This is a genomic window from Candidatus Zixiibacteriota bacterium (assembly GCA_040752815.1).
In the GTDB taxonomy this organism is placed as follows: domain Bacteria; phylum Zixibacteria; class MSB-5A5; order GN15; family FEB-12; genus JAGGTI01.
Window position 1 is genome coordinate 111191 of the sequence record JBFMGC010000002.1, and the last position, 21431, is coordinate 132621.

Here is a 21431-nt window from a genome sequence, read left to right on the forward strand (position 1 = left end):
GCGTCGTTCTTAACTTGCGGCTTCTTCTTTTTAGATGCTCTATTGTCCCTTGTCATGCCTCTCACCTCCTTTCCGATTAAGTCTATGCGTAGTTACTTATTTATATGGGGGAAAAAATTCACCCTACCTTTGTTTTGTACGGCTCTTTTTGCGGCCGCTCCATCTTGACACGTTTTCCTAAGCAGCCACAGGTGCACACGCGGTTGAGCCTTTGACGGCATCTTTCAAGGCTATCTCGATTTAAGGAGTAATATATCCAATATCCTCGTCTTTCATTCTTTACAAAACCGGCGCTTTTAAGAACTCGCAAGTGTTGGGATACCGCTGATTGCGTCGTTCCCAGAGCCTCGGCCATAGCGTTGACACTCATGGCTTTCTTTTTGAGAAGTTCGATAATCTCTATCCTTTTATCTACCGACAGTAGTTTAAATAGTTCTGCTGTACTCACACGGCTCATCCTAACTCCGATCTACTTAAGTATATGCTAATATACTTTAGGCCGAAACTGTTGTCAAGAGTTTCTTCTGGCATAGTGATAGAATTTGCCGCCAAATTGACGGTCAAACCCGTCCAACCCAAGAGGGTTGCCTCGTGAAGGAGATCAAGGGGTCTGCCGCCCACCGGCACGAACGGTTGACGGAATGGCGTCAGGGCGCCACCAGAAGCGGCGGCGCGTTCTGGCAGGCGCCATAAAACGACATGGCGTCATCGCGAGGGATATAGATGGTCAGCGTCTCACCGCCGAGTAGATCGTCGGCAAACAGCCGCAGTCTCTCCGCCAGGTTCGCCGACCATGACGATTCCGTGCCGTTGATGTCCAGTGCCCGCACGTCGAGCACGAGTCTGTCCTGGAAAGTCACTGTCAGCCGTTCGGGACGGTATCGCTGGATCAGCTCGGCCGGTGCGGTGGTCGCCCCCGCCACGATACCGAGCACGGTATCATTGAGCTGCCGCTCGGATTCGAACACGTGCAGGCGGACCATAGCCTTCGCAACCGAATCTCCTGACCCTGCCAGCTCGCAAAAATCCTTGACGTCCTCGGAGTCGCCGTCGGCCAGCTTGAAGTAATAGTCCTTCACCGTAGCGCCACGGATTTTGAGACGCAGCCGCAGCTTCTTGGAATCGAGTATGAAATACGGGCGGTCTCCGCCGGCGAGGGCGGCCTCGGCTCCCTTGTAGCGGGCGGCGTATTCGCTCTCCGGGGTGGGCGGGGTTTTGGTTTGCTGTGTTTTGGCCGGCTGAGTTTTCCCTTTGGTCTGGGCGAAAACCGGGTCTGCCCCAGTCAGTGCCGCGAGCAACAGAAAAGCCGGCACCGTTACACGGGCAATCCTCAAGAACGACTTAGTATGCGAAGATATATGTTCCGTATTGTACCCGATTGTAGAGATACTCAAGGTCCTTTTCCCCCAGCCTGACACACCCGTGGGTGACACTCACCCCCAGCAGACGCTCGTACAGCGTGCCATGGATAAAGAAACCGTCGCCGAATCCGATCGCATACTCCCCCATAACATACGGATCCATGCGCTCCTCATCGGTGAGCGGGATCTCCTCACCCTCCTCGATAAACGCCCAGTCCGGCTTGCGCCACCAGGGACCCTCGAGTTTGCTGTCGGCGAAAAAGACACCCACCGGCGTATCGAATTTCCAGTGGCGACCGGTGAGGGTGTCGATCAGCTCCGCACCGGAGCCGGTGGAGCAGTCCGCGCTGAGCAGCACGGTGTCTTCGGTTCGGTAGTACAGCCGGTTGGCGTAGCGGTCGATCACGACATACGGCTTGGTGAGCCTGAGCCGCCCCGACGGTACTTTGCTGCGCGTTTTCTTAGGTTTGGATTTGCCCTTGGTCTTGTCGGTAATGGCGCTTTCGTTGCTCGTTGAGCTCGCCGACGTTTGGAGTGGACTCACGAACGACTCCTGTGAAGTCCAGAGGAGGATCCCCATCAGAAGCAAAACCAGCGTAATTGCACCCGCCGGTATGATTACCAGCCATCTGTTCACGGCAGCGGCTCCGTCATGCGTACGATTGTCACCCACATACCTTTTACCGCGTACTTCAGCAGTTTGTCCATCTGCTCATTGGTGACGGCCACGCACCCGTCGGTCCAGTCCTTGCCCTGACCGCCATCGCCATGGATTTCGATTAGCCCGCCGATCCGCGCCCGCTTCGAAATCGTGCCGTCGCGCTGCGCCTGCCGAAAGCGCTGCCGGTCCGACTCGTTGGGATAATTCAGAAGCAGCGCCCGGTAGTACTTGCTATAACGCTTGATTTCAGTGACGCGGTACATGCCTTCCGGGGTGGCGCCGTCACCCGACACCCTCTTTTGCACGGCCGATTTGTAACCCAGATCACAGGGGTAGATTGCGGCCACTTCGCCTTTCAGAATCAAGTACAATTTGTGGGCGGTCTTGTCGACTATGATGGCCGGCTCGCCGGTCTTGCGGGAGTGTTCTTTTGTTCGGCGGACGTTGGCGTTCCAATGACGGAGGTTCTCCTCGTTCTGGGTCTGGTAGCGTTCGTAGTGTGAGGCGAGTCTTTCGATGAGCGAATCTGTAGTCTGCAGCAGCGACTCTGCCTCGTGGTGCTGGTTCCTGACAGTCAGATCGCGGGCGAGATTCAGACTCGTACTGGCCGCAGTCAGCAGATGCTGACAGTCCATGGGCGCCAGACCGCTGTCCAAACGACGCCGCCAGCCGTCGATCTCGCGCTCGGTTGCCGAGAGCGCCTTGCTTACTTCATCGCGGGCGGCCTCCTTGATGTCCGTCGTGGCTTCGCGGGCTATGCCTGCCTTGACCGCCGCCAGAGTGAGCAGGGAATCGGCGAAACGGTATGACCCAAAGGGATGCCACGAGGCGTTTTCCGCCTGGAGAGCATCTTCGCCAAGCTTTAGGAACAACTCGGCGTCGTGCAGCTTAGCTTGGGCGTGCTTCTCGGCGCCTGCCAGCCGGGCGCGATCGATCGCCCGGTATGCCCTGTGGAGACTCCCCAGTGGCGGCGTGCGGTAATGCAGGGCGGCCATCCAAGCCACGGCCGGCAGGAGGGGGAGGAGTATCGATATCGCAAAGATCCAGCGCTTCTTGCCCGGTGTCATCCGTGGTCTCATTGGCTCCTACAACTGCGCGGAGGGCTGCCCGTTTCCAGGCAACCCTCCGCTTATGGCAGTCTTTTGCGGTTCAGTACTATCTTACCGCTTCCCCGATGCCTTGGCCTTGGCGGCCTCGATGTCCGAGATGATGCGGTTCAACTGTGATACCGCAGCCTCGAATTTCGGTTTCGCAGCGAGGTACTTGCCGGCGTTGTAGTCGGCCAGCGCAGCAGCATGAGCCTGCTCAACCGCAGCGAGGTCGGACGCTATCAGTTCCAGGTCGGCCTTGGTGCCTTTCCCCTTGGGGGCCTTGGCCAGGGCGTCCTTGGCGGTTACGAACAGACCGTCGATCTGAGCGATCAACGTGCTGTCTTCGAGACGAACCTGCTCTTTGGCGGCCTGGGCGTCGGTCACCGCCTGGTCGCTCAGTCTCTGAGCAGCAGCCAGGAGTTCTTTCGCCCGACCATAGCCGCGGAACAGAGCAAACTTGGAATCTTGATTCTGAATCTCGACTTTGGCGGCGTTGAGAGAATCCATCGCCTGTTGGTACGACGCCGGAGCGTAATCCTGGGCCTCAGCCAATTGAGCGTTGGCCATTGCATCTTCGCTGGCTTTGAGCTCTTCCTGCGGGGCCTTGGCGCAACCCGTGACCAGAAGGGCGACAGCGAGTGCCACCAGGATTGACGACACACGCGTTAACATATGTTGTTTCCTTTCGACCGACCATCCTCTTGGACGCTTGGGTTAAACTCTACGGACATCAACAGGGTCGGTCCGGCCTGTGCTAGTCCGTCCGGCTAAAGCTCACATCGATTTACGTCTGGGCTTTCGCCGGCAAGCAAATGTTTCGGTACTCTAAGAACTTATGGTTCTCGTTATCATTTCTGTGTCCCGAAACAATGTGGCTGAGGAGGCAACTGAAAATCGACCGCCCCCAGGAACACTCTCAGGGCACAAACGGCCCCAAATCAAAATTTTCCCAAACCCCCTGTCAAGGTTAATATACGGCCATTTCCGCTCTTTTCCGGTCGTGTCAAGATAATGTCAGACATACAGTTCCGGCCCTTGGCCGGCGATATGGGAAGGGGCGGTCTTCCACCTCAGGCGAAAAAACTGGTTTCATCTGATCTTGACCGAGTCGCGAGAAATCCTCCTCGTTGCCGACTTCCAGACGGAGTGAGCCTACGACGCGGTCGACCGAGACTTGACCGCCCGCTCCAACTGATTCGCCCACGCGTACGGCACGAGCGATCTAACTGTACGCGAGTTCCGGCCTGTTCAATAATCGCGCAGCTGTTTCCTCTGTATTGGCCGCTAAAGATTCCGATTACATGAGAGATAGGCGAAAGGTCGGCGCCGGAAGGCACCGGGGAATAAACGCATTTCCCTACTTACAGGGACGGACCGACCACCGGACAGCAAAGCGGGACGACATTGAATTATGAGCCGGAAACACAGCACGCTGCGAATCGATGAAATCCTGTTGTGGCAGGGGTTGGTCAACGAGGACCAGGTCAAGGCTGCCCTCGAGTATCAGCGGGAACATGGCGGTCGACTTGGCTCCCACCTGGTACGCCTAGGGTATGTGACCGAGGAGCAACTTCTCGGAGCTCTGGCCAGGCAGTTCAACTGCGAGACCGTCGTCCTGTCGCGGGTGGCTATACCCCCGGATATCGTCCGTATGCTGCCGGCCAATCTCGCTGTGGCACGGACGGTCATCCCGTTCGCGTATGATAAGGCCACCAACACCCTCAGCATCGCATGTGAAAACCCAAAAGACAAAGACCTGATCGAGGAACTGAAGTTCGTCACGGGCGGCAAGAAGATTCGCCTGTGCGTGGCGGCTGAATTGTCTTTGCGCCCCGCCGTGACTCAGTATTACGCGTCGGAGCTTTTGACGTCGACCACTGAGTCAGCCGACGACGTTGCCGTCCGGCTCGCCGCTGAGGGCACCGCGATTCTGTTGGTGAGCGACGACCTCGATGCCGACCGGCCGCTGGTGGCGGCGCTCGAACGGGATGACTTTCGCGTGGTCTGCTCCGACTCGGCCGATGATGCCATTCGGCTTATCGGCAAACAGACGTTTTGCGCGGTGTTCATCCGGGATACCGTACCCGGCGATTATATCGACCTGATCGATCGCCTGCGCAAAGTGTCGCCGCGTACCCGTGTTCGCTACTATGAGTCAGTGGCGCGGATGCTTTTGCATGAATCCGGCTACCGTGACACCGAGGACCTGATTGTCAAAAACACCCAACTGTTCACGTCGCTGCTGGCGCCGCGCGAGCCGTCGGCCCAGAACCATGCCGTTGTCGTAGGCAAATACGTCGACCGCCTTTGCAAGCAACTCGGTCTGCCCGACAAGGACCGTATCAATATAGTCAACGCCGCTTACCTGCATGATATATCACGCTATTATTACGGCGAATCCAAGTCGGCGCCCGACTGCCGCACTCGTGTACAGATGACCGCCAAGCTCCTGGATTCACTCAGCTATCCGCCGCTGATTGTAGGCATGTTGCGCTCGATGTATATCGACCTCGAACAGAAATACACCAAGCGCCTGCCCATAGAGCCGCTCGGCGGCAATATCCTCACTATCGTGGACGTGTTCTGTGAGAATGTCACTTTCGATAAGCGCCTCTCACTCGATAAATTCGAGCTGGTGCGCGGCAATCTCGAGGCCATGACCGGCCGTCTCTTTCTCCGCGAGGTCACCACTGCATTCCTGGCGTTGATCGAGCAGGAGATTCTCGACGAATCCTCTGCGCAGGCCGGCACGTTCAGCCAGGTTCTCATGTACTGTGAGGACATGGACTATCTTAGCGCTATCGCGGGGCGGCTTAAGGAGGAGGGTTTCCGGCCCGTATCGATGGGCAGTACCGAGAAGTTTGTCGAGATGTATCACCGTTCCCGACCCGACATGATGGTCCTGCTACAGTCCGGTTCGCCCGCTAAAGCGCGCCAACTGGTTTCCGGGCTGGCCAAAAAGGGGGTCGATCTCAAGTCCGTGCCTACGTTCCTGATTTCCGGCGGGCAGGCGGCGTCAGACCTTGCGGCCATGCTCGAGTTCGGACTTGAAGATGTCATCCCGATCGAGAACTCGCTCGACCTTCTCGTGGTCAAGTTGGACAAGCTTCGCACCCGCTTTGCCCAGCAGGCGGGTCAGGGCGATATCGACAGCGACAGCTCTACAGTGACTTCCGGTAATCTCGAAGACATGAATCTGGTAGATCTGTTGCAGGCCATGGGACCGGGTGGGCGAACCGCGAAGATCCGAGTCGCCTCCGAGGAAGGCAAGCTGACTATCTGCCTTGACAAGGGGAAGATCATCTTCGCCCAGTGCGGGGACAAATCTGGCGCTGAGGCCGTGTATGAGGCCGTGACCTGGCGATCCGGCAAGTGGGTGGTGCGGCCGATAAAGCCGGAAGCTCTGCCGGAACCGAATAACGACACCGCCAATGAGGCTTTGCTCATGGAAGGGTGCCGTCGCCTAGACGAAAAAACCCGGACCGCCGCCAAGTGAGCCGTTCGACGGGCAAATCGTGGTGGACGGGGACGTCCACCACGCACCGTGATCTCGCCAGAGGGCGGCTCGCAATTGCGCTGTCGGGCGACCCTGCCCGACAGTCTTGGACTTACGGGTTGCGGCCGGCGCGCCGTGGCGGCGCCGACACCACGTTTTGTGGTTGATTCAGCCGCCGATCAAAAGTCATCTTGGGCTATGTCACTCGCCAAAGAAACGACCAAATGCCCCTACTGCAAGGAGCCGATAGCCTCGGGCGCGGTGCGATGCAAGCACTGCCATGCTGATCTGGCAGCTCGGTCGGAAAAGAAGAAATCTCTTTTTGCGGGTTTGGACACATTCAGAACGGGATTCCTGTGCGGCATCGCCTTCTCACTGGTAATAGCCGTACTCGCCTACTTCCAGTTCTTCCGGGGGGACTGAAGCGCCTTGCTGAGATTGAATCCCGCCGCCGCTTTAGTTTAGAGGTAAGTCGATATCCAGTCGTTAATCCAGGCTTTCTTATCCGTCAGTTGCGCTGCGCTTGGCTCTCGGGGAGACATCGACGGGTGGGGCATCTGGAAGAAATTACCGTCACCCCGCATCGCCAACCCGCCACCCAACTCGATATAGCAAAACCCGGTTCCATCAAACTTCTCCACCGGCTCGTTACCGTTTAGCCGGGACGCGATCTGCCGTGCCACCACAGCGCCCTGGCGCTCGGCAAAGATTCCGGCTTTAGGCAACACCAGTGGCATATCCGGCACGAATCGCCCAGGGAGGGGTAAGCTGGTAACATCGCCGACAGCAAACACACGTCCCGGTACCGGCGATTCAGCCACTTCAAGAGTGCCGGGATTCACTTGGATCCACCCTGCCTGATTGGTGAGTCCGCTGTCCCTTACCGCCCGCGGAGCCACATGCGGCGGTATAGCGATCAGAAGATCGTAGGCGACGCGGCTGCCATCGGACATAACCACCTCTTTCTTTTCACCGTCGACCCGATCTACTTGGCATTGGGGATGAAATCCGATATTGCGTTCCTTCAATCGTTCCACGATGTACCTTCCGATCTCCGGCCCGGCGGTCGCCATCGGAGCCTTTTCGACCGTGAAGACATCGAGCGGCGATTTAGCACGCAACCCGCGATCTCCCAGGTGCGAGTGCAACAGCATTATTGCCTCGTATGGTCCGGGGGGACACTGAAAAGGGATTCGTGGAATCAACAAGATAATGCGACCGCCATCAAACCGCCGCAGCGTTTCCTGCAATCGGATTGCACCGCCGCGGGTATAGAACGTTTCGGCGGCACTGCCCAGACCTGGAACCGATGCTAAAGTCAATTCTGCGCCGAGGGCGATGACCAGGAAGTCCGATTTCAGCGCGCCGTCCGTCGTCTTCACCTGCATGTTCTCAAGGTCTATTCCCTCGACTTCCGAATAAACCACCTTTATCCCGTGGGCGCCCAGAGTGTCAAGAGGATGGGCGACAGCCGCGGGATCGACTTCGCCAAGCATAACCCACGTCTTGGTGGCGCCCACCTGGAACGTGCGGCTCTTGCTGACCAGAGTGATCTCGTGCCGGTCAGGAAGGATTCGACGCAAGTGGCGCGCGGCTGCGATACCGCCAAACCCGCCGCCCAAAATCAGTGTCGTGCTCCTACTGCTCATAGTTTCTCCCAAAACGCGCGAATTCGCCAGCGCGACGAGCGCACCGGCGCCCCAGGCGATGAATCCGCGGCGTGACAGCAGATTTTCCTTAAACATTTGATACGCTCCATAATCCCTGCTCCCACGATTGTGCGGTCACAGCGCACCACCAACCGTAATACCGCTGTCGAGTGTTCTACGCAACAAGAACGGTAGGAATTTGACTACCGCCCCCCGGTCGGCGCCGCCAACACATCACGCACATTGAGACCCGGCAACTCCCACCTGCTACTGAACCAGGGTCTTCAACTCGGACATCACCATGTCCACGGTAATCTCCTTCATGCAGCGCATGAAATCACCTCCCTTGAGCGGACACTTGTTCTTCACGCAGCTGATACACTCGAGCTGTTCGCGATAGATCATCCGCTTTTTACCGGCCATCGGCGAAGTCTCTTTCGGATCGTCGGCTCCCGACAATACTACGATCGGCGCCCCCACCGCCGCCGCCAGGTGCGCAGGCCCGGAGTCGTTGCCGACAAACACCACGGCTCGCGAACAAATAGTGCCGAGCTCACGCAGCGAGGTCTTCCCCGCCAGGTTGACTATCGCCCCCTCGGTTGTTTTGGCGGCCCCGACAATATCATCGCCCGATTTCCGGTTTTCCTCGGTACCGACCAATACCACTTTGATTCCGCACTGGGAGATGATTCGCCGCGCCAGCTCAGTGTAATTCTCGGTTCCCCAGCGGCGCGATTCCGCTACGGCGCGAAATGCCAGCACCGCGTACTTGTCGGACTCGGCTATACCGAAACCGCCCAGAAGTTTCATGGCACCGGTGATGTCGTTTTCGCTAAGGAAGATTTTCGGTTTGACATAGTCGATAGACACCCCCGCGCCGCGCCTGAGCAGATCGAAATAGACTTTGGAGCGATGTTCCGAATTCAGCGGAGTCGGCAGCGGCAGAGGCTTGGTCAGAAGCAAACGGCGGCCGTCGGCAATATACCCGATACGCTCTTTCACCCCACCCAGCTTGAACGACGAAGCCGCTCCGAACGAGGGCGGGAGGATGTACCCGAGGTCGAATTCGCCCGGTGCGATGATCTCCTTCACCTTAAACACGCTGATCACGCCGTGCACATGTTCAGTCGGAATCGTCAGAACCCGGTCAATTCCGGGATTGCCGATAAACAGATCGGCCAGGTGCTGGGGTGTGAGTACGGTTACCGTGGAGCCGGGATAGGCCTCGCGGGTCTCGTTGACCATGGGCATCGCCATGATGCAATCGCCCAGGTGATTGGGCGTGCGTATGATGATCTTTACCGCCATCAGCTCAGGTACTTGCTTTCCAGATCGATCCGATTGAGCAGGTATTTCTTTAGTTCTTCGAGATATCGATCTCTGGTCTCCAGTAAGAAAGTCCGGCTTTCCAGCAGGGTCAACTCCGAAATCCGGCCGTCGGCAAATCGCCCTTGGGCGATCGCAAGGCGTTCCTCGGCCAACCCGATCTGCTTGTTGATGATGGCCAGCCTCTGGTACGACACGTCGAGTTCGTTAATCAGGTTGATGATCTTGGCGCGGGCCGATCTCTGGGCGCGCGTGAATTCATACCGGTCCTGCTCGGCCTGGTAGCGGGCCGCCCGCACTGCGGCGCTGCCGGCGCCTCCGTCCCAGAGCGGCACTTTGACCTGCAGGGCGACAGTCCACGAATTGGTGGAAACATCTTCCTCGGTGGTCTCTCGTGCGCCGTCTGCATCCACCGCACGCTCGGTTTCGATTCGCTGCTTGCCGAACGAATACGATGCCGCCAGGTCGCCGGTCACACCGTGGCCCGCCGCGGCGTAATCAGCCTCGCGTTTGGCCTTCGCGTACTGGTGTTCCGCCTTCTTGATAGGCGCGGCGTTTTCCCAGTCGGCAATGAGGCGTTGCCGCGTGGCCTCGTCGATATGGGTCGGCACAGGCGGCAGCGCCAGATTAAGCGTGTCGGTGGCGTCAAAGTCAAGAAGCGTGGCCAGCTCGCGCCGCTGTTCACCCAACTGGTTTTCGACCGAGTGCCCCTCAAGCTCGGCGTCCAACCGGGCGGAACCGGTGAGCAGGTATCCTTCCTCAGACAGCACACCATCGGACAGTTTGGCCGAATCAATATGCTCCTGAAGCGACGCCTTTTTGAGCTTGTCTCCGGCAATCTCGGCCTGCAGCGCCAGTTGCAGCGTACCGAGATAGGCTTCGGTGATCTCTTTCTTGAGCGCCGTGGTCTCTTCGAGACGGGTGACCTCGGCAATCTTGAGATCATCCTCACGGTTATGAAGTTCGTTTTTCACCGACGATGGCCGAAACAGCGGCTGGGCCAGGCTGAAGCTGAACGATCCCTGTTTACGCAACTGGTCAACGAACACTTCGTCCACAGGATCGTACCGTGTGTCCGGGTACCGGTTGTCCTCTGATGTCAGGTCGGCGGTGGCGGTCAGCGTGCCGCCGGTGACAAGCGTCTGCTTAAGCTCAATGAACGAGCTGAAGTCGAGATTGCGCGTCTTGAACGGCTGGCGGTCCAGCGGATTGCGAAACGGCTGATAGGCCAGTGACTTTCGAAAACTGGGCAGCGACCCGTTGATTGAGATCTCCGGAAGATACATGTTGATACGCCGTGCCGAATAGAGCTGCTGGGCGACTTCGAGATTTCCCTCGATCATCTCGCCCCGCATGGTGCGGCTCAGACCTATATCGAGCGCCTCCTGGAGGGTTAAATCCCGCGACCTGGCCGGCGGTACGAATACGACCGCCAGCAAGCCGCCAAGAAGTACTGCCTGACTGACACTTGGCGTGTGCATACGCTAAAGTCCTCTAAAATGACAAAAGGTTATTCGTACCGGAGCGACTCGATCACGTCCAGTTGAGCCGCCTTGCGCGCAGGATAGATCCCGAAGATCAGTCCAACCGCGGTGGAAACGCCGACCGCCAGAACAATCGAAAACAGAGAGATAATCGTCGGCCAGCCGGCATAAAAAGTAATCGCGCGGGAGATAATATAGCCCACCGCCAGGCCGATCGCGCAGCCCAGCAAGCAGATGACCACCGCTTCGAGCAGAAACTGGCGGAGGATATCGCTCTGGCGCGCTCCCACCGCCCGCCGGACGCCGATCTCGCGAGTGCGTTCGAGCACGGTCGCCAACATGATGTTCATGATACCGATACCGCCCACCAACAGCGAAAGCCCGGCGATTGCGCCCATCACGATATTGAATATTTGCTGTGTCTTCTGGGACTGGCGCAGCAGCGACTCGGGAACGACAATTTCATAATCTTCTACTCCACCGTGGCGGCGCTTGAGAACCTGCTGCACAAGTTTGCTGACCGCGGGGATGAATTCGAGGTCGGCAACAGTTATGGTGAGCTGATCTATTTCGGGAGTGTTGTATGCTTGCTGCGGTTCGGTCTCGGTCATGCCGCCGTGGCGCCAGAAAATCTGCCGCTCCGCCTGGGGAACCACCCGGTCGAACTTCTTGGCGGCGGTGCGAAAGGGAATGTACACGTCCTCGTTGAAGTTCTTAAGTTCGAGACCCTCAACCTTGCCGCGGCCGATATATTTGTCCGCCATCACGCCGATCACGACAAAATCGAGATCCCCGGCTCGCACCGATTTGCCGATCGGATCTTCAAAGGCAAACAACTCCCGCTTCGCCTTCGCTCCCAGCACGCACACCTGCGAGAACTCATCGTTGTCTAATTCGGTGATAAACCGTCCCCGTTCGACGTCGATTGACGATGAATAGACGAACGACGGCTCGGTCGCTACTACGCGCACCGCCGCCTCGCCGCCTGAGTAACCAACCGTCGGAATCGGTTCGAAGCGTTGCGGCACCACGTTTACCACCAGATCACTGAACTGAGCGATATTGGCGCCGTCCTCAAGGCAAAGACCCGGCGAACGCCCCAAAGACTGGATCGCCCCGGGAGTCTCTTCGGGGATCCGCGCGTTGACGATTATATTATTGATCCCGAGAATCGAGATCTGTTCGAGCGCTTCCTGCTTGGCCCCCTCGCCGATTGATAACATCGACACCACCGCCGCCACCCCCATGATCACGCCCAGCATGGTCAGGGCGGTACGGAGCTTGTGCGCGGTGAGCGAATCGGTCGATATTTGTAAGACTCGGCTGTAATCCATGGTCAGCCTGTTCAGCGCGGCCTGCGCCCCCCCTGCGGGTGCTGCTGACCCCCTTGCGGCCTTTGAGCGCCCTCGCCCTGGGGCATGCGCCGTCCCTTGTTCAATTCCGGTTCGGTCGCCTTTTCACCGGGCAGGGTGGGCTCTTCCAGGGTAGGATCGACCAGACAGATCTTCTCGCCCCCCTTGAGCCCCTCGGTAATCTCGATTTCCATGTCGTTGCGACGGCCGACTTTCACTTCAGCCTCGCGCTTGTTGTCCAGGTAAACCACCGTCCGACCCTCTTTCTCGAAGACCGCTTCGAGCGGAACCTTGACCAGGTCAGGCGTTTGGTCGATTACGATGCGGCAGGCCGCCGACATACCCGGCTTGAGCTGCTCGTCCTTGTCGTCAATAACCACTTCGATATCAAAAACGTTGATCTTGGAATTGGGATCTTTCTTTCGGGCCAGAGTGCTCTTCTTGATTACCTCGCCGGCGTATTTTCGATCGGGAACTGCGTCGAGCGTAACAATCACCTGTTGCCCGGAGTCCACTCGCGCCGCGTCCACTTCGGACACCGCCGCCTTGACAATCATCTCGCTCAAATCCGGCAGATTGACCAGTCCCTGGCCCGGCCAGGGGGAATCACCCTCCTGCACTTTGGCCATCGCGCTCCCCTTCCAGATTTCGAGATAGACCACCATACCCGGGATAGGCGCAGTGATCGTCATCTGCTCCAGTTCCTTGCGCGCGATATTGACTTTGTCGCGAGCCCGCTGGACTTCCAGCTCAGCTTTCTGTACATCCGACGTCAACTGGTCCAGTTTCCCCTGGTAATTCAGCTTGGCCAGGTCGAGCTCCAGCCTGGCCTCCTCGGCCAGGCGGGGCGCCTCGTGCTTCTGCTCATCGTACTTGCGCTCAGCGCGCTGCAGCTCAAGTTCCAGGTTCTTTTTCTGGATGGTGTACTCCTGCTTGGCGCGCTCGAGGGTGGTCTGCATGATCTTGAGAGTCGACTCGTTGTCGGCCAGCTCGGCCAGCTGCTGGGTGGCGTCGAACTTGATTATTGTGTCGCCGACCTCAACATGTGACCCCTCCGGCGCGAGCCAGGTGATCTGCAGGCTGCGTATTCGCGGTGCGGAAAGCGTGTACGCCCGGGCGGCATCGACCGTGCCGGTCGCCTGCTGCGTGATATTCAGCGGGCCGACACTCGCCTGCACCGTGGGGATCTCGTACCCTTTGGTAAAGAGCGCGTTTACGCCGAGATACCCGCCGACAATGATGATTAAAACCAGAGCGCCGATAGCATATTTACTCACTTGCTGACCTCAATCCTTGGGGCTCGTTAACGTGGCACAGACCTCATGTCGGGACCGTAAAGGTCCCGACCTACCGAATCCAAACGACAGTCTACCCGAACCAAACGACATTCATCCATTCTACGCCGATTCCTCCGCATAGTTGCTCACCCGTACTTTGATCTTCCACCGGTCATGGGTCCACATCCACAGCTCGGGCCGATTCCGGATCTGCGCTTCGAGAAAACTCAAGTACGCGGCAGTCATGGCGCGGATATCCGCCTCGTCATCGCCCGAGTGCGGCGGCAAAATGACATCTCCGACCACGTACACATGCCGATCATAATTGTCTCGTCGCAGCAGCACCGGTACCAGGGGGCAGTCGCAGCGGAGCGCAAAAAGGGCGGGCCCGCGCGCCACCGCGGCCGGTCGCCCGAAAAAGTCCATCACCAGCGTGCCCGCGGAGGCGTGTTGATCGGCGATCATGAGCACCAGGTGGTTGTCCTGCAACGCCCGAAAGACCGGCCGCGTATTGGCCGGAACTTCCCACACCTTGACACCAATCCGCTCGCGAAGATTAATCACCAGCCCGTTAATCAGCGGATTCTGCTGTGTTAGCGCCAAAGCGTGGGTCGGAAACCCGAGCGCCGCCAGACCGGTGCCGCACAGCTCCCAGTTGCCGTAGTGCGCCGACACGATCACCGCGCCGCGACCCGCCTCGAGCGCCCGTCTCACCGGCCCCAGAGCGGAGCCGTCCACGATAGCCTTGGTATCACTGGAGTCCATCCGCCGGAACCGAGCCAGCCCCACTGCTGTCCGTCCGAGATTGGTGAACACACCTCTGACAAGATCACGAATCTGGCGATCTGTCAACTCTGTTCCCAGCGCCTGTTTCATGTTGTCAAAGGCCAGGCGGCGGCGCGATGTGAGCAGAAGATGGGCCACTCGCCCCAGCGCCGCTCCGAAGGCATCGGCCAGGCGGGCCGACAGGACATTGGCGACAGCCATCCCGAAAAGGGCGGCCAGATATTCGATACGATGTTTCAGCGACGCCATGGCTCGTCATCGTCGCTTTCTTCCGGCCGCCGGGGATCACCGTAGTCGAAGTCTGTCGACGCCAGTTTCTCTTCCTCTTCCCAGCGACGGTAAACCTTGCGGCGCCGGAGTATCTTCAAAACAAAGCCGATCACAAGTATCAGCGCCAGGGCCAGCCAGAAATAGATCGTGTCCGCCATCAGTCCCACCAGATTGAATCGCTGGCGCAAATATACGCGAATCTCCTCTTCAAAATCAGCATAATTCGACCCGGTGGCAGCCATCATGGCAATATCGATCGGCACACCCCGCGCCAGCTGATCTAAGAAGATGTTCACACCTTCGATCTTATATGTGTCAAACAAATACTGCACGGCCACGTACGATTGCGCGTAGGCCAGCCGCGCTTTGGATTCGTCGAAACGATTGACCTGATTGATTTCCTCGAGTGGAACGAACTGCCCGGCTACCGACGCCAGATTGAGGGTGAGATTTTCCGACCAGGACCACTCCATCGAGACCACCATCGCCAGGCCCTCGTCGAACCAGCGTGGCGCGGCGTGTAGCCCGGTTCGATAGGCCAGGGCCAGATGGGAGTACTCATGGGCCAGCAGCTCGCGCAGGGGTCGATTGAGACGAAACGAGTCCGGCGATTTTATCACGATCCGCTGCCGCACGGGAATGGCGGCGGCCGCACCCCAATCCGGGAATTGGCCCCCGATCAGGCTGTCGAAGGTCGCTTCCGAGGCGGCGAGGTACACCTCGGCCTGAAACTCGAGATCGCTGCGAAGGAGCTTTTGCAGCCGGGTTCGAGTTGCCTGCAGGATCGAATCGGCGAGGTCGACATAGTGCGGATGATCGAAGTGGTAAGTAAAATAATCTCGCTGAACCGGGCTCGATTCGGCGTAGAGTGCTCAAGAGAGCAGGATTACTCCGGCCAGAACGAAAACGCCTGCACAAGACCTCATCGGGCGAATATAATCAACGGCCCAGAACAAAGACAGGAGAGTGAAAAAAAGGGGGGGGGCAGAATCCCTGGACCGCGCTCGGTCGTCGATTCTGCCATCATTCGATATCTATCTGATATCTGGTAGCGCGCCCGCAGTGGGTTGTTCGCATTTCAGCGAAACACAATTGTCAAAACCACGTCTCACGCCAACGCATTCGACTCAGGCGTTATGAGCTACGTCGCTAATGCATGCCGCCGGACGCGCCCAATGACCGCCACACCAAACGCCTAATGATGGCAGCCGCAGGAGGTTTTTACTTCGATCTTGTGGGGCACCCCGTATTTGTCCGCCAGTGCGACCGCCAGTTTCAAATACTTCGCGTGCGTCCCCTCACCCATGTGATGAGACTCCACGTGGCCGAACGCCTCGAGCAGGCGGTTTTGCTCGTCGCCGCTGAGTATGCGGTCAGCCATGGGGAACAACACCCGGTCCTCTTTCTGGATATGGGCGCGCAGCAGTTCCACATAGCCGCCGGCGTTGTGAGCGAACGCCCGCACAGCGGTGGCGTCGCCGCCCGACGCCGCCTCGATATTCCCCGCCATGCCCGCCACAAACTGCCGGCCCTGATCGTGCTCGTAAAGCATCTGCCCGACCGGGCCGCCTTCTTTAGTCATTCCGTTTTCGATCAGCGCCGCGAACAGGTGGTTTTCCTCCTTGCCGTGGTGGCATTTGTCGGCGAAAGAACGAATGAAGTCGACCGCCTTCTCGGCCGATTCACGATCGAGCCTGCCCTCGCGGAGCGCTTCTTCTGCGAGCCGCTCGACAGCCGTGAGGACTACTTCTATCACCCGATGTTCATCGGATAGGATTGCTGTAGGATTCATAATTCGATACTCCTGACACTAATTGAATTTGAACAACACTGACATTTAAGTTCGTCGTCGATGACGAACCGGCTTTTTCTGTACTTTTGCGTCACCGTTGGCCACATCGGCCAGCGTAGTCGCTTTTAGGAAACCCATGTATTCGTCCCGAATCCGGCTCCAGCGATCGTGTAGGGCGCAGGGCGAATTCTCGTCGCACCGGGAGCGCCCCATAAAGCAGCCGTTCCACTTGCTGACCCGCTCGACCGGCTCCAGGATGTCGTACAGAGTGATCCGGACGCTTTTCCGGGCGAGCCGGAAACCGCCGCCGAAACCTTTCTGTGACTCCAGTAACCCCAACTCGGCCAACTGCTTGAGCAGCTTGCCCAGGTAGTTTTGCGGGGCGCCGACTTCTCTGGCGATCTTGGCCGCACCGGCGTACTCGCCCGACCGCAGTTGGGCCAGGAACGAGAGCGCGAGCGTGGCGTGGATACCGGTTCGGGAAATCATAACATAATCTCCTAATCGCATGTCAATATGCGATTATATATCGACTTTGTCAAGCCCGAAATTGAGGTATTTTTTCTTGCCGGAAGAGGGTGTTGGGCAAATGTCGGATTCCGGGCGTGTATCGTGCCCGGCGCGTGGAGGTCTCAACGGCCGACGGCGTCATAATCGTGCCCGGCTCCGCGCAGAAGCGCGGGGCCCTCATCTGTCGGCGGCTGCATAATCGTGCCCGGCAGATGCCCTCATCTGCCGACGGATGGCTCCACGCTCTTCGAGCTCTGTCGAGACCGCCCGAAACGGGCTGGTTTCGACCTACAATTCGGCGGCAGGCACGGAGGCCTGCCGATCGGTGTTCGAGGGTAGGGCGCTGAGGTTTCGTGTAGCGTGCACGACGTGGTGGCCGAGGACGACCGTCACGCACAGGGCGGTAGCGGATCCCATCCCACCCGCAAGCGGGTGGGCCACCGCCGGCGTCAGGTCACACCAACCCCACCATCTGGCGAAGGCGGCTTATCTCGGCGCGGGTGAGATGACGGTACTGCCCGGTCCGGAGCGATTTCAGTTGAATACCGGCGAATTCCACCCGGCGCAGGCGAATGACCGGATGGCCCACCGCTTTGCAAAGCTGTTTCACTTCTCGCTTGCGCCCCTCGGTCAGAAGCAGCCGCAGCCGCGTTTGATCGGCGCCGTATCCCAGGATGAGCACCTTGGCGTGTCCGATTGCGCCATCGTCAAGTTTGATCCCGCGCTTTATCCGGTCGGCGTCTTCTTTGTCGAATCTACCCTCCACCTGCGCTTCATAGATCTTCGGTACCTGATATCGGGGATGGGCCAGCCGGAAGGCCAGATCGCCGTCGTTAGTAAGCAACAGCACCCCTTCGGCGTCATAGTCGAGCCGTCCAACCGGATAGACTCGGTGAGGCAAGTTCCTGAGGTAGTCGACCACTGTCCGTCGCTTGAACGGATCGTGCAGCGTGGTCATGGTCATGTTGGGCTTGTTAAGTACTACATAGACTTTTTCAGTCACCGGCCTGGCCTCGACACCGTCGACTTTGACCAGGTCCGTATCGGTGTTTACCACTGTGCCCCGCTCGGTGAGAGGACAACCGTCAAGCGTGACCCGACCGGCCGTAATCAGGTCATCGGCTCCCCGGCGCGAGGTCACCCCGCACAGGGAAAGGTACTTGTTAATGCGAATTAGAGACATACCGGGTTATGGCACCCAGCTAACACCGGTTTTCGCCTTCAGGAGTCGCCCGCTCCGGCAGCGGCCGGTTGCTCGGACTCGGCGCGAGTTTCATCCGGATCGAGCGGCTCATCCGGCGATTCGGCCACTTCGCCTTGCCTTTGCAGTACGAGCCGGGCGACACCCTCGTTTTCAGGCGACGGTTCCTCGTCGATCCCGTCGGGAATGCCGTCTTCAAGTCGCTCCCGACGCTCCGGATCGAAAGTGCCGTCGGCGACATTCAGTTTCACCGGCTGGTTATCGCTACCAAGCACAAATGCCATCTCGGTCTGGCGCTGCGGCTCAGCCGAGGCAATCATCTCCTCGATTTCTTCCATCCTTGGGAGGTCTTCGAGACGAGCCAGCCCGAAGAACTTGAGAAATTCGTCGGTAGTGCCGTACTGCAGCGGCTTGCCGACCGTGTCGGCGCGGCCGGTAATCCGGATGAGGTTCTTCTCCAGGAGCGTACGGATTACACCGTCGGAGGCAACCCCGCGAATGTGCTCGATATCAATTTTGGTGGTCGGCTGGCGGTAGGCTATGATAGCCGCCGTCTCCAGCGCAGCGCGGCTGAGACGAAGCTGCCGCCGCCGGGTCAGCAGGTTCTCCACCACGCCCTCGTACTCTGGCAGAATGTAGAACTGGTATCCGCCGGCGAGTTCCCGTATGCGGAAACTCGATCCCGCCGCCGCATAGTTGGTGTTCAGCTCCGCCACCGCGAAGGCGATTTGCGCCGGGGTGAGGTCGTTCAAAACGCCGCCAATTCGGCGCGCCGGCAGCGGTTCGGGTGAGCCCAGGATCAGGGCTTCAACTTTGGAATTCCGGTATTGCTCGTCGGTCATACAGTCACACTCTGCGATTCGTTGTTGGCATAGTCAACCAGGTCAATCTCTCTCAGCGGCGCGTTGATATGCTCGCCGGGATATACTCTGACTTCGCTGAACGGCAGCGCCTGGTGGATGCGGATACGATGCGTTCGCGCCAGTTCGAGCACCGCCACGAATGTCACCACCGCGACAATCTTGTGCGGAGCATCCGAAAACAGGTCGAGAAACGTGGCCGATTCGCGCTGCCGAAGAAGTTGCACCACGCGCAGCATCCGCTCTTCGATCGTCACCCGCTGCGCGTTCACCTCATGTACTTCTCGCGCCGGTTTGGTGGCCAGGACATCGCGGAAAGCGACAATCAGATCATACAGGGAGGTCATCGGCTGAAGGTCGACCGCTCCGGTGATCTGCTCCACCGGCGACGGCGGTATGACGTAGTGTTCTTCGATTCTGGCCCGTTCCCCGAGGATATCGCCCGCCTCTTTGTACTTCTTGTACTCGACCAGCGCCATGATCAGTTCTTCGCGCGGATCGGGCTCGTCCTCGTCGGTCTCGTCCTGCGGCAGAAGCAGCCGGGTTTTGATCCGGATCAATGTCGCCGCCATCAGGATGAACTCGCCGGCTACCTCCAGGTCGAGCGTTTTCATTAGCTCGATATAGCGTAAATACTGGCTCGTGATCCTTGCGATCGGGATATCGTATATATCAACTTCTTCCACCTTGATCAGGTGCAGAAGGAGATCGAGCGGGCCGCTGAAAATCTCAAGATTGACCCGGTAGTTGTCGGTTTGTGTGTCGAGAGTCTCCTCGGTCATTTCTTCTTTTCCCGATAGGCCATTTTCATGGCCGACCGAACCTTCTCCATCACGTTTTGCGCCCGCTGCCGAGCACGCGCCGCGCCGGTGGCCAGCACGTCCCAGACATAATCGGGCCGCTTCACCAGTTCGGCGCGACGCTGACGAATGGGCTCCAGGCCGGCGTTGAGATTGCCCGCCAGTCTCATTTTACAATCCACACACCCGAGCTCTCCCGATCGGCAGCCGGGGGCGATTTCGGTCTCCGCTTCGGGCGTGTAAATCCGGTGCAGCAGGTAAACCGGGCACTTCTCCGGGGTCCCGGGATCCCCTTTGCGGACCTTCTTCGGGTCGGTAAAATAGCCGCGAATTACTTTTTCGGTCTGTTTGTCGGTGAAGTCGATCGGAATGTGATTCCCGAGCGACTTGGACATCTTCCGATTGTCACTTCCTAGAATCAGTGGTATTTCGGTCAAAAGCACCTGCGGCTCGACCAGGACCTTTTTGTAGACTGTATTGAACCGCCGGGCGAGATCGGCCGCTAACCAGATATGTTTCTCCTGGTCCTTTCCGACCGGCACCTTGTGAGCGTTATACACACAAATATCCGCCGCCTGGAGGACCGGATATCCCAAAAAGCCGTATGAATCGAGGCCTTCTTTCTTCTTCTCCAAATAGGTCGGTAGGCGGGTCAGGGTCGGGATCGAAATCAGCATCGAGAAGATCAGGTGCAGTTCGGCGTGCTCCTTGACCTCGGACTGGATGAAGAGCGCGCACTTGTCCGGGTCGAGCCCCGCCGCGAGCCAATCGATAGTCATCTGCAAAACGCGGTCTTTCAGCACCGAGGTGTCTTCGTAATCGGCGGTCAGGGCGTGCCAGTCGACAATGCAGAGATACATCCAGTACTGGTCCTGAAGGCGGACCCAGTTCCGGAGGGCGCCTTCGAGATTGCCGATATGAAGCGCGCCGGTGGGCTGCATGCCGGAGAGAATAGTTTCTTTCTTCGGTGCCGTTTCGGTCATAGTACACTCTGTAACGCCATAACAGACCGCGATGGTAGGTGCGGGGTCGAACTAAAGCAACTAAAAAGGGGGGATGCAGCGTAAGGTCCTGCCATCTAAAAAGTTTCAAGCGCCCACGCTTCAGTTGCGAATTGACAATCCCCTCTCCGTTACCTATACTCCACTTGGACAGGATTGGACTCGGTTCATGCGTCCCGTCGTTATTGCTTTTTCACACATGGCACGAACACAACCCACCTGTCTCGGAAGGGCGCTCGTGGCTGCGGCTATTTACGCTCCCGGCCATGCACGTGATCACGTTCCAGCAGTTCAACCTTCTACCCCATCCCATGAAAGGAGATAGTAAAATGAAGTTAATCTCCCTGCCGGGCTTTGGCACAGCGGTGAAACCGCCACCCTGTATCGGCAAAGGCCCGTATTACATCATCTGCGGCAAGTACAAAGACGAGTAGTCTCGTAGTGAGTCATGGGGCGGGCCCCCCAAACCCCGCGCCAGATAGTAGGGCCAGACACAAACATTGAACCCGCCCGC

20 protein-coding genes are annotated in these 21431 nt (G+C 58.3%); 2 read left to right on the forward strand and 18 right to left on the reverse strand.

The window, feature by feature from the left end:
- Positions 1–118: 118 nt before the first annotated feature.
- From AB1772_01265 to AB1772_01285, 5 genes are all read right to left on the reverse strand, one after another.
- Complete coding sequence (locus tag AB1772_01265) at positions 119–457, reverse strand: metalloregulator ArsR/SmtB family transcription factor (GenBank protein ID MEW5794965.1); 339 nt, start codon at positions 455–457, stop codon at positions 119–121.
- Between the two features lie 190 nt (positions 458–647).
- Positions 648–1313: a hypothetical protein gene (locus AB1772_01270; GenBank protein MEW5794966.1), complete on the reverse strand. Its 666-nt coding sequence runs from the start codon at positions 1311–1313 to the stop codon at positions 648–650.
- A gap of 28 nt (positions 1314–1341) precedes the next feature.
- Entirely contained in the window at positions 1342–1998 is a 657-nt protein-coding gene (locus AB1772_01275) for a L,D-transpeptidase (GenBank protein ID MEW5794967.1), read from the reverse strand.
- Positions 1995–3101 (reverse strand): L,D-transpeptidase family protein, encoded by a 1107-nt coding sequence (locus tag AB1772_01280; protein ID MEW5794968.1) that lies wholly within the window; start codon positions 3099–3101, stop codon positions 1995–1997. The genes AB1772_01275 and AB1772_01280 overlap by 4 nt, the downstream gene beginning before the upstream one ends.
- An 81-nt stretch (positions 3102–3182) precedes the next feature.
- The gene (locus AB1772_01285; protein MEW5794969.1) at positions 3183–3785 is read right to left on the reverse strand and encodes a hypothetical protein; all 603 of its coding nucleotides are present in this window, start codon (positions 3783–3785) and stop codon (positions 3183–3185) included.
- A 739-nt stretch (positions 3786–4524) separates the two neighbouring features.
- Here AB1772_01285 and AB1772_01290 point away from each other — a divergent pair.
- Positions 4525–6609: a DUF4388 domain-containing protein gene (locus AB1772_01290; GenBank protein MEW5794970.1), complete on the forward strand. Its 2085-nt coding sequence runs from the start codon at positions 4525–4527 to the stop codon at positions 6607–6609.
- A gap of 198 nt (positions 6610–6807) precedes the next feature.
- Positions 6808–7032, forward strand: coding sequence for a hypothetical protein (locus AB1772_01295; GenBank protein ID MEW5794971.1), 225 nt, complete (start codon positions 6808–6810; stop codon positions 7030–7032).
- A gap of 38 nt (positions 7033–7070) precedes the next feature.
- On the opposite strand, the gene AB1772_01300 is transcribed toward AB1772_01295, so the two are convergent.
- The 13 genes from AB1772_01300 to trpS form a co-directional block, all read right to left on the reverse strand.
- Positions 7071–8354, reverse strand: a complete 1284-nt coding sequence (locus AB1772_01300) for an FAD/NAD(P)-binding oxidoreductase (GenBank protein ID MEW5794972.1) — start codon at positions 8352–8354, stop codon at positions 7071–7073.
- Between the two features lie 171 nt (positions 8355–8525).
- Positions 8526–9566, reverse strand: a complete 1041-nt coding sequence (gene waaF, locus AB1772_01305; protein MEW5794973.1) for a lipopolysaccharide heptosyltransferase II — start codon at positions 9564–9566, stop codon at positions 8526–8528.
- Positions 9566–11065 carry a TolC family protein gene (locus tag AB1772_01310; protein MEW5794974.1) on the reverse strand — a complete coding sequence of 500 codons (1500 nt, stop codon included), beginning with the start codon at positions 11063–11065 and terminating at the stop codon, positions 9566–9568. Before AB1772_01310 ends, waaF begins: the two co-directional genes overlap by 1 nt.
- Before the next feature lie 29 nt (positions 11066–11094).
- Positions 11095–12402 carry an ABC transporter permease gene (locus tag AB1772_01315; GenBank protein MEW5794975.1) on the reverse strand — a complete coding sequence of 436 codons (1308 nt, stop codon included), beginning with the start codon at positions 12400–12402 and terminating at the stop codon, positions 11095–11097.
- 11 nt (positions 12403–12413) lie between these two features.
- Positions 12414–13697, reverse strand: coding sequence for an efflux RND transporter periplasmic adaptor subunit (locus AB1772_01320; GenBank protein ID MEW5794976.1), 1284 nt, complete (start codon positions 13695–13697; stop codon positions 12414–12416).
- 120 nt (positions 13698–13817) lie between these two features.
- On the reverse strand, positions 13818–14732 hold the full coding sequence (locus tag AB1772_01325; GenBank protein ID MEW5794977.1) for a lysophospholipid acyltransferase family protein: 915 nt from the start codon (positions 14730–14732) through the stop codon (positions 13818–13820).
- Positions 14720–15472 carry a hypothetical protein gene (locus AB1772_01330; GenBank protein MEW5794978.1) on the reverse strand — a complete coding sequence of 251 codons (753 nt, stop codon included), beginning with the start codon at positions 15470–15472 and terminating at the stop codon, positions 14720–14722. The genes AB1772_01325 and AB1772_01330 overlap by 13 nt, the downstream gene beginning before the upstream one ends.
- Positions 15473–15948: 476 nt before the next feature.
- Positions 15949–16545 (reverse strand): hemerythrin domain-containing protein, encoded by a 597-nt coding sequence (locus AB1772_01335; GenBank protein MEW5794979.1) that lies wholly within the window; start codon positions 16543–16545, stop codon positions 15949–15951.
- A gap of 45 nt (positions 16546–16590) precedes the next feature.
- The gene (locus AB1772_01340; protein ID MEW5794980.1) at positions 16591–17034 is read right to left on the reverse strand and encodes an Rrf2 family transcriptional regulator; all 444 of its coding nucleotides are present in this window, start codon (positions 17032–17034) and stop codon (positions 16591–16593) included.
- Between the two features lie 475 nt (positions 17035–17509).
- Complete coding sequence (locus AB1772_01345; GenBank protein ID MEW5794981.1) at positions 17510–18238, reverse strand: pseudouridine synthase; 729 nt, start codon at positions 18236–18238, stop codon at positions 17510–17512.
- Positions 18239–18276: 38 nt separating this feature from the next.
- Positions 18277–19098, reverse strand: coding sequence for an SMC-Scp complex subunit ScpB (scpB, locus tag AB1772_01350; GenBank protein ID MEW5794982.1), 822 nt, complete (start codon positions 19096–19098; stop codon positions 18277–18279).
- Positions 19095–19898, reverse strand: coding sequence for a segregation/condensation protein A (locus tag AB1772_01355; protein ID MEW5794983.1), 804 nt, complete (start codon positions 19896–19898; stop codon positions 19095–19097). Before AB1772_01355 ends, scpB begins: the two co-directional genes overlap by 4 nt.
- Positions 19895–20899 carry a tryptophan--tRNA ligase gene (trpS, locus tag AB1772_01360; GenBank protein ID MEW5794984.1) on the reverse strand — a complete coding sequence of 335 codons (1005 nt, stop codon included), beginning with the start codon at positions 20897–20899 and terminating at the stop codon, positions 19895–19897. Before trpS ends, AB1772_01355 begins: the two co-directional genes overlap by 4 nt.
- Positions 20900–21431: the final 532 nt, after the last annotated feature.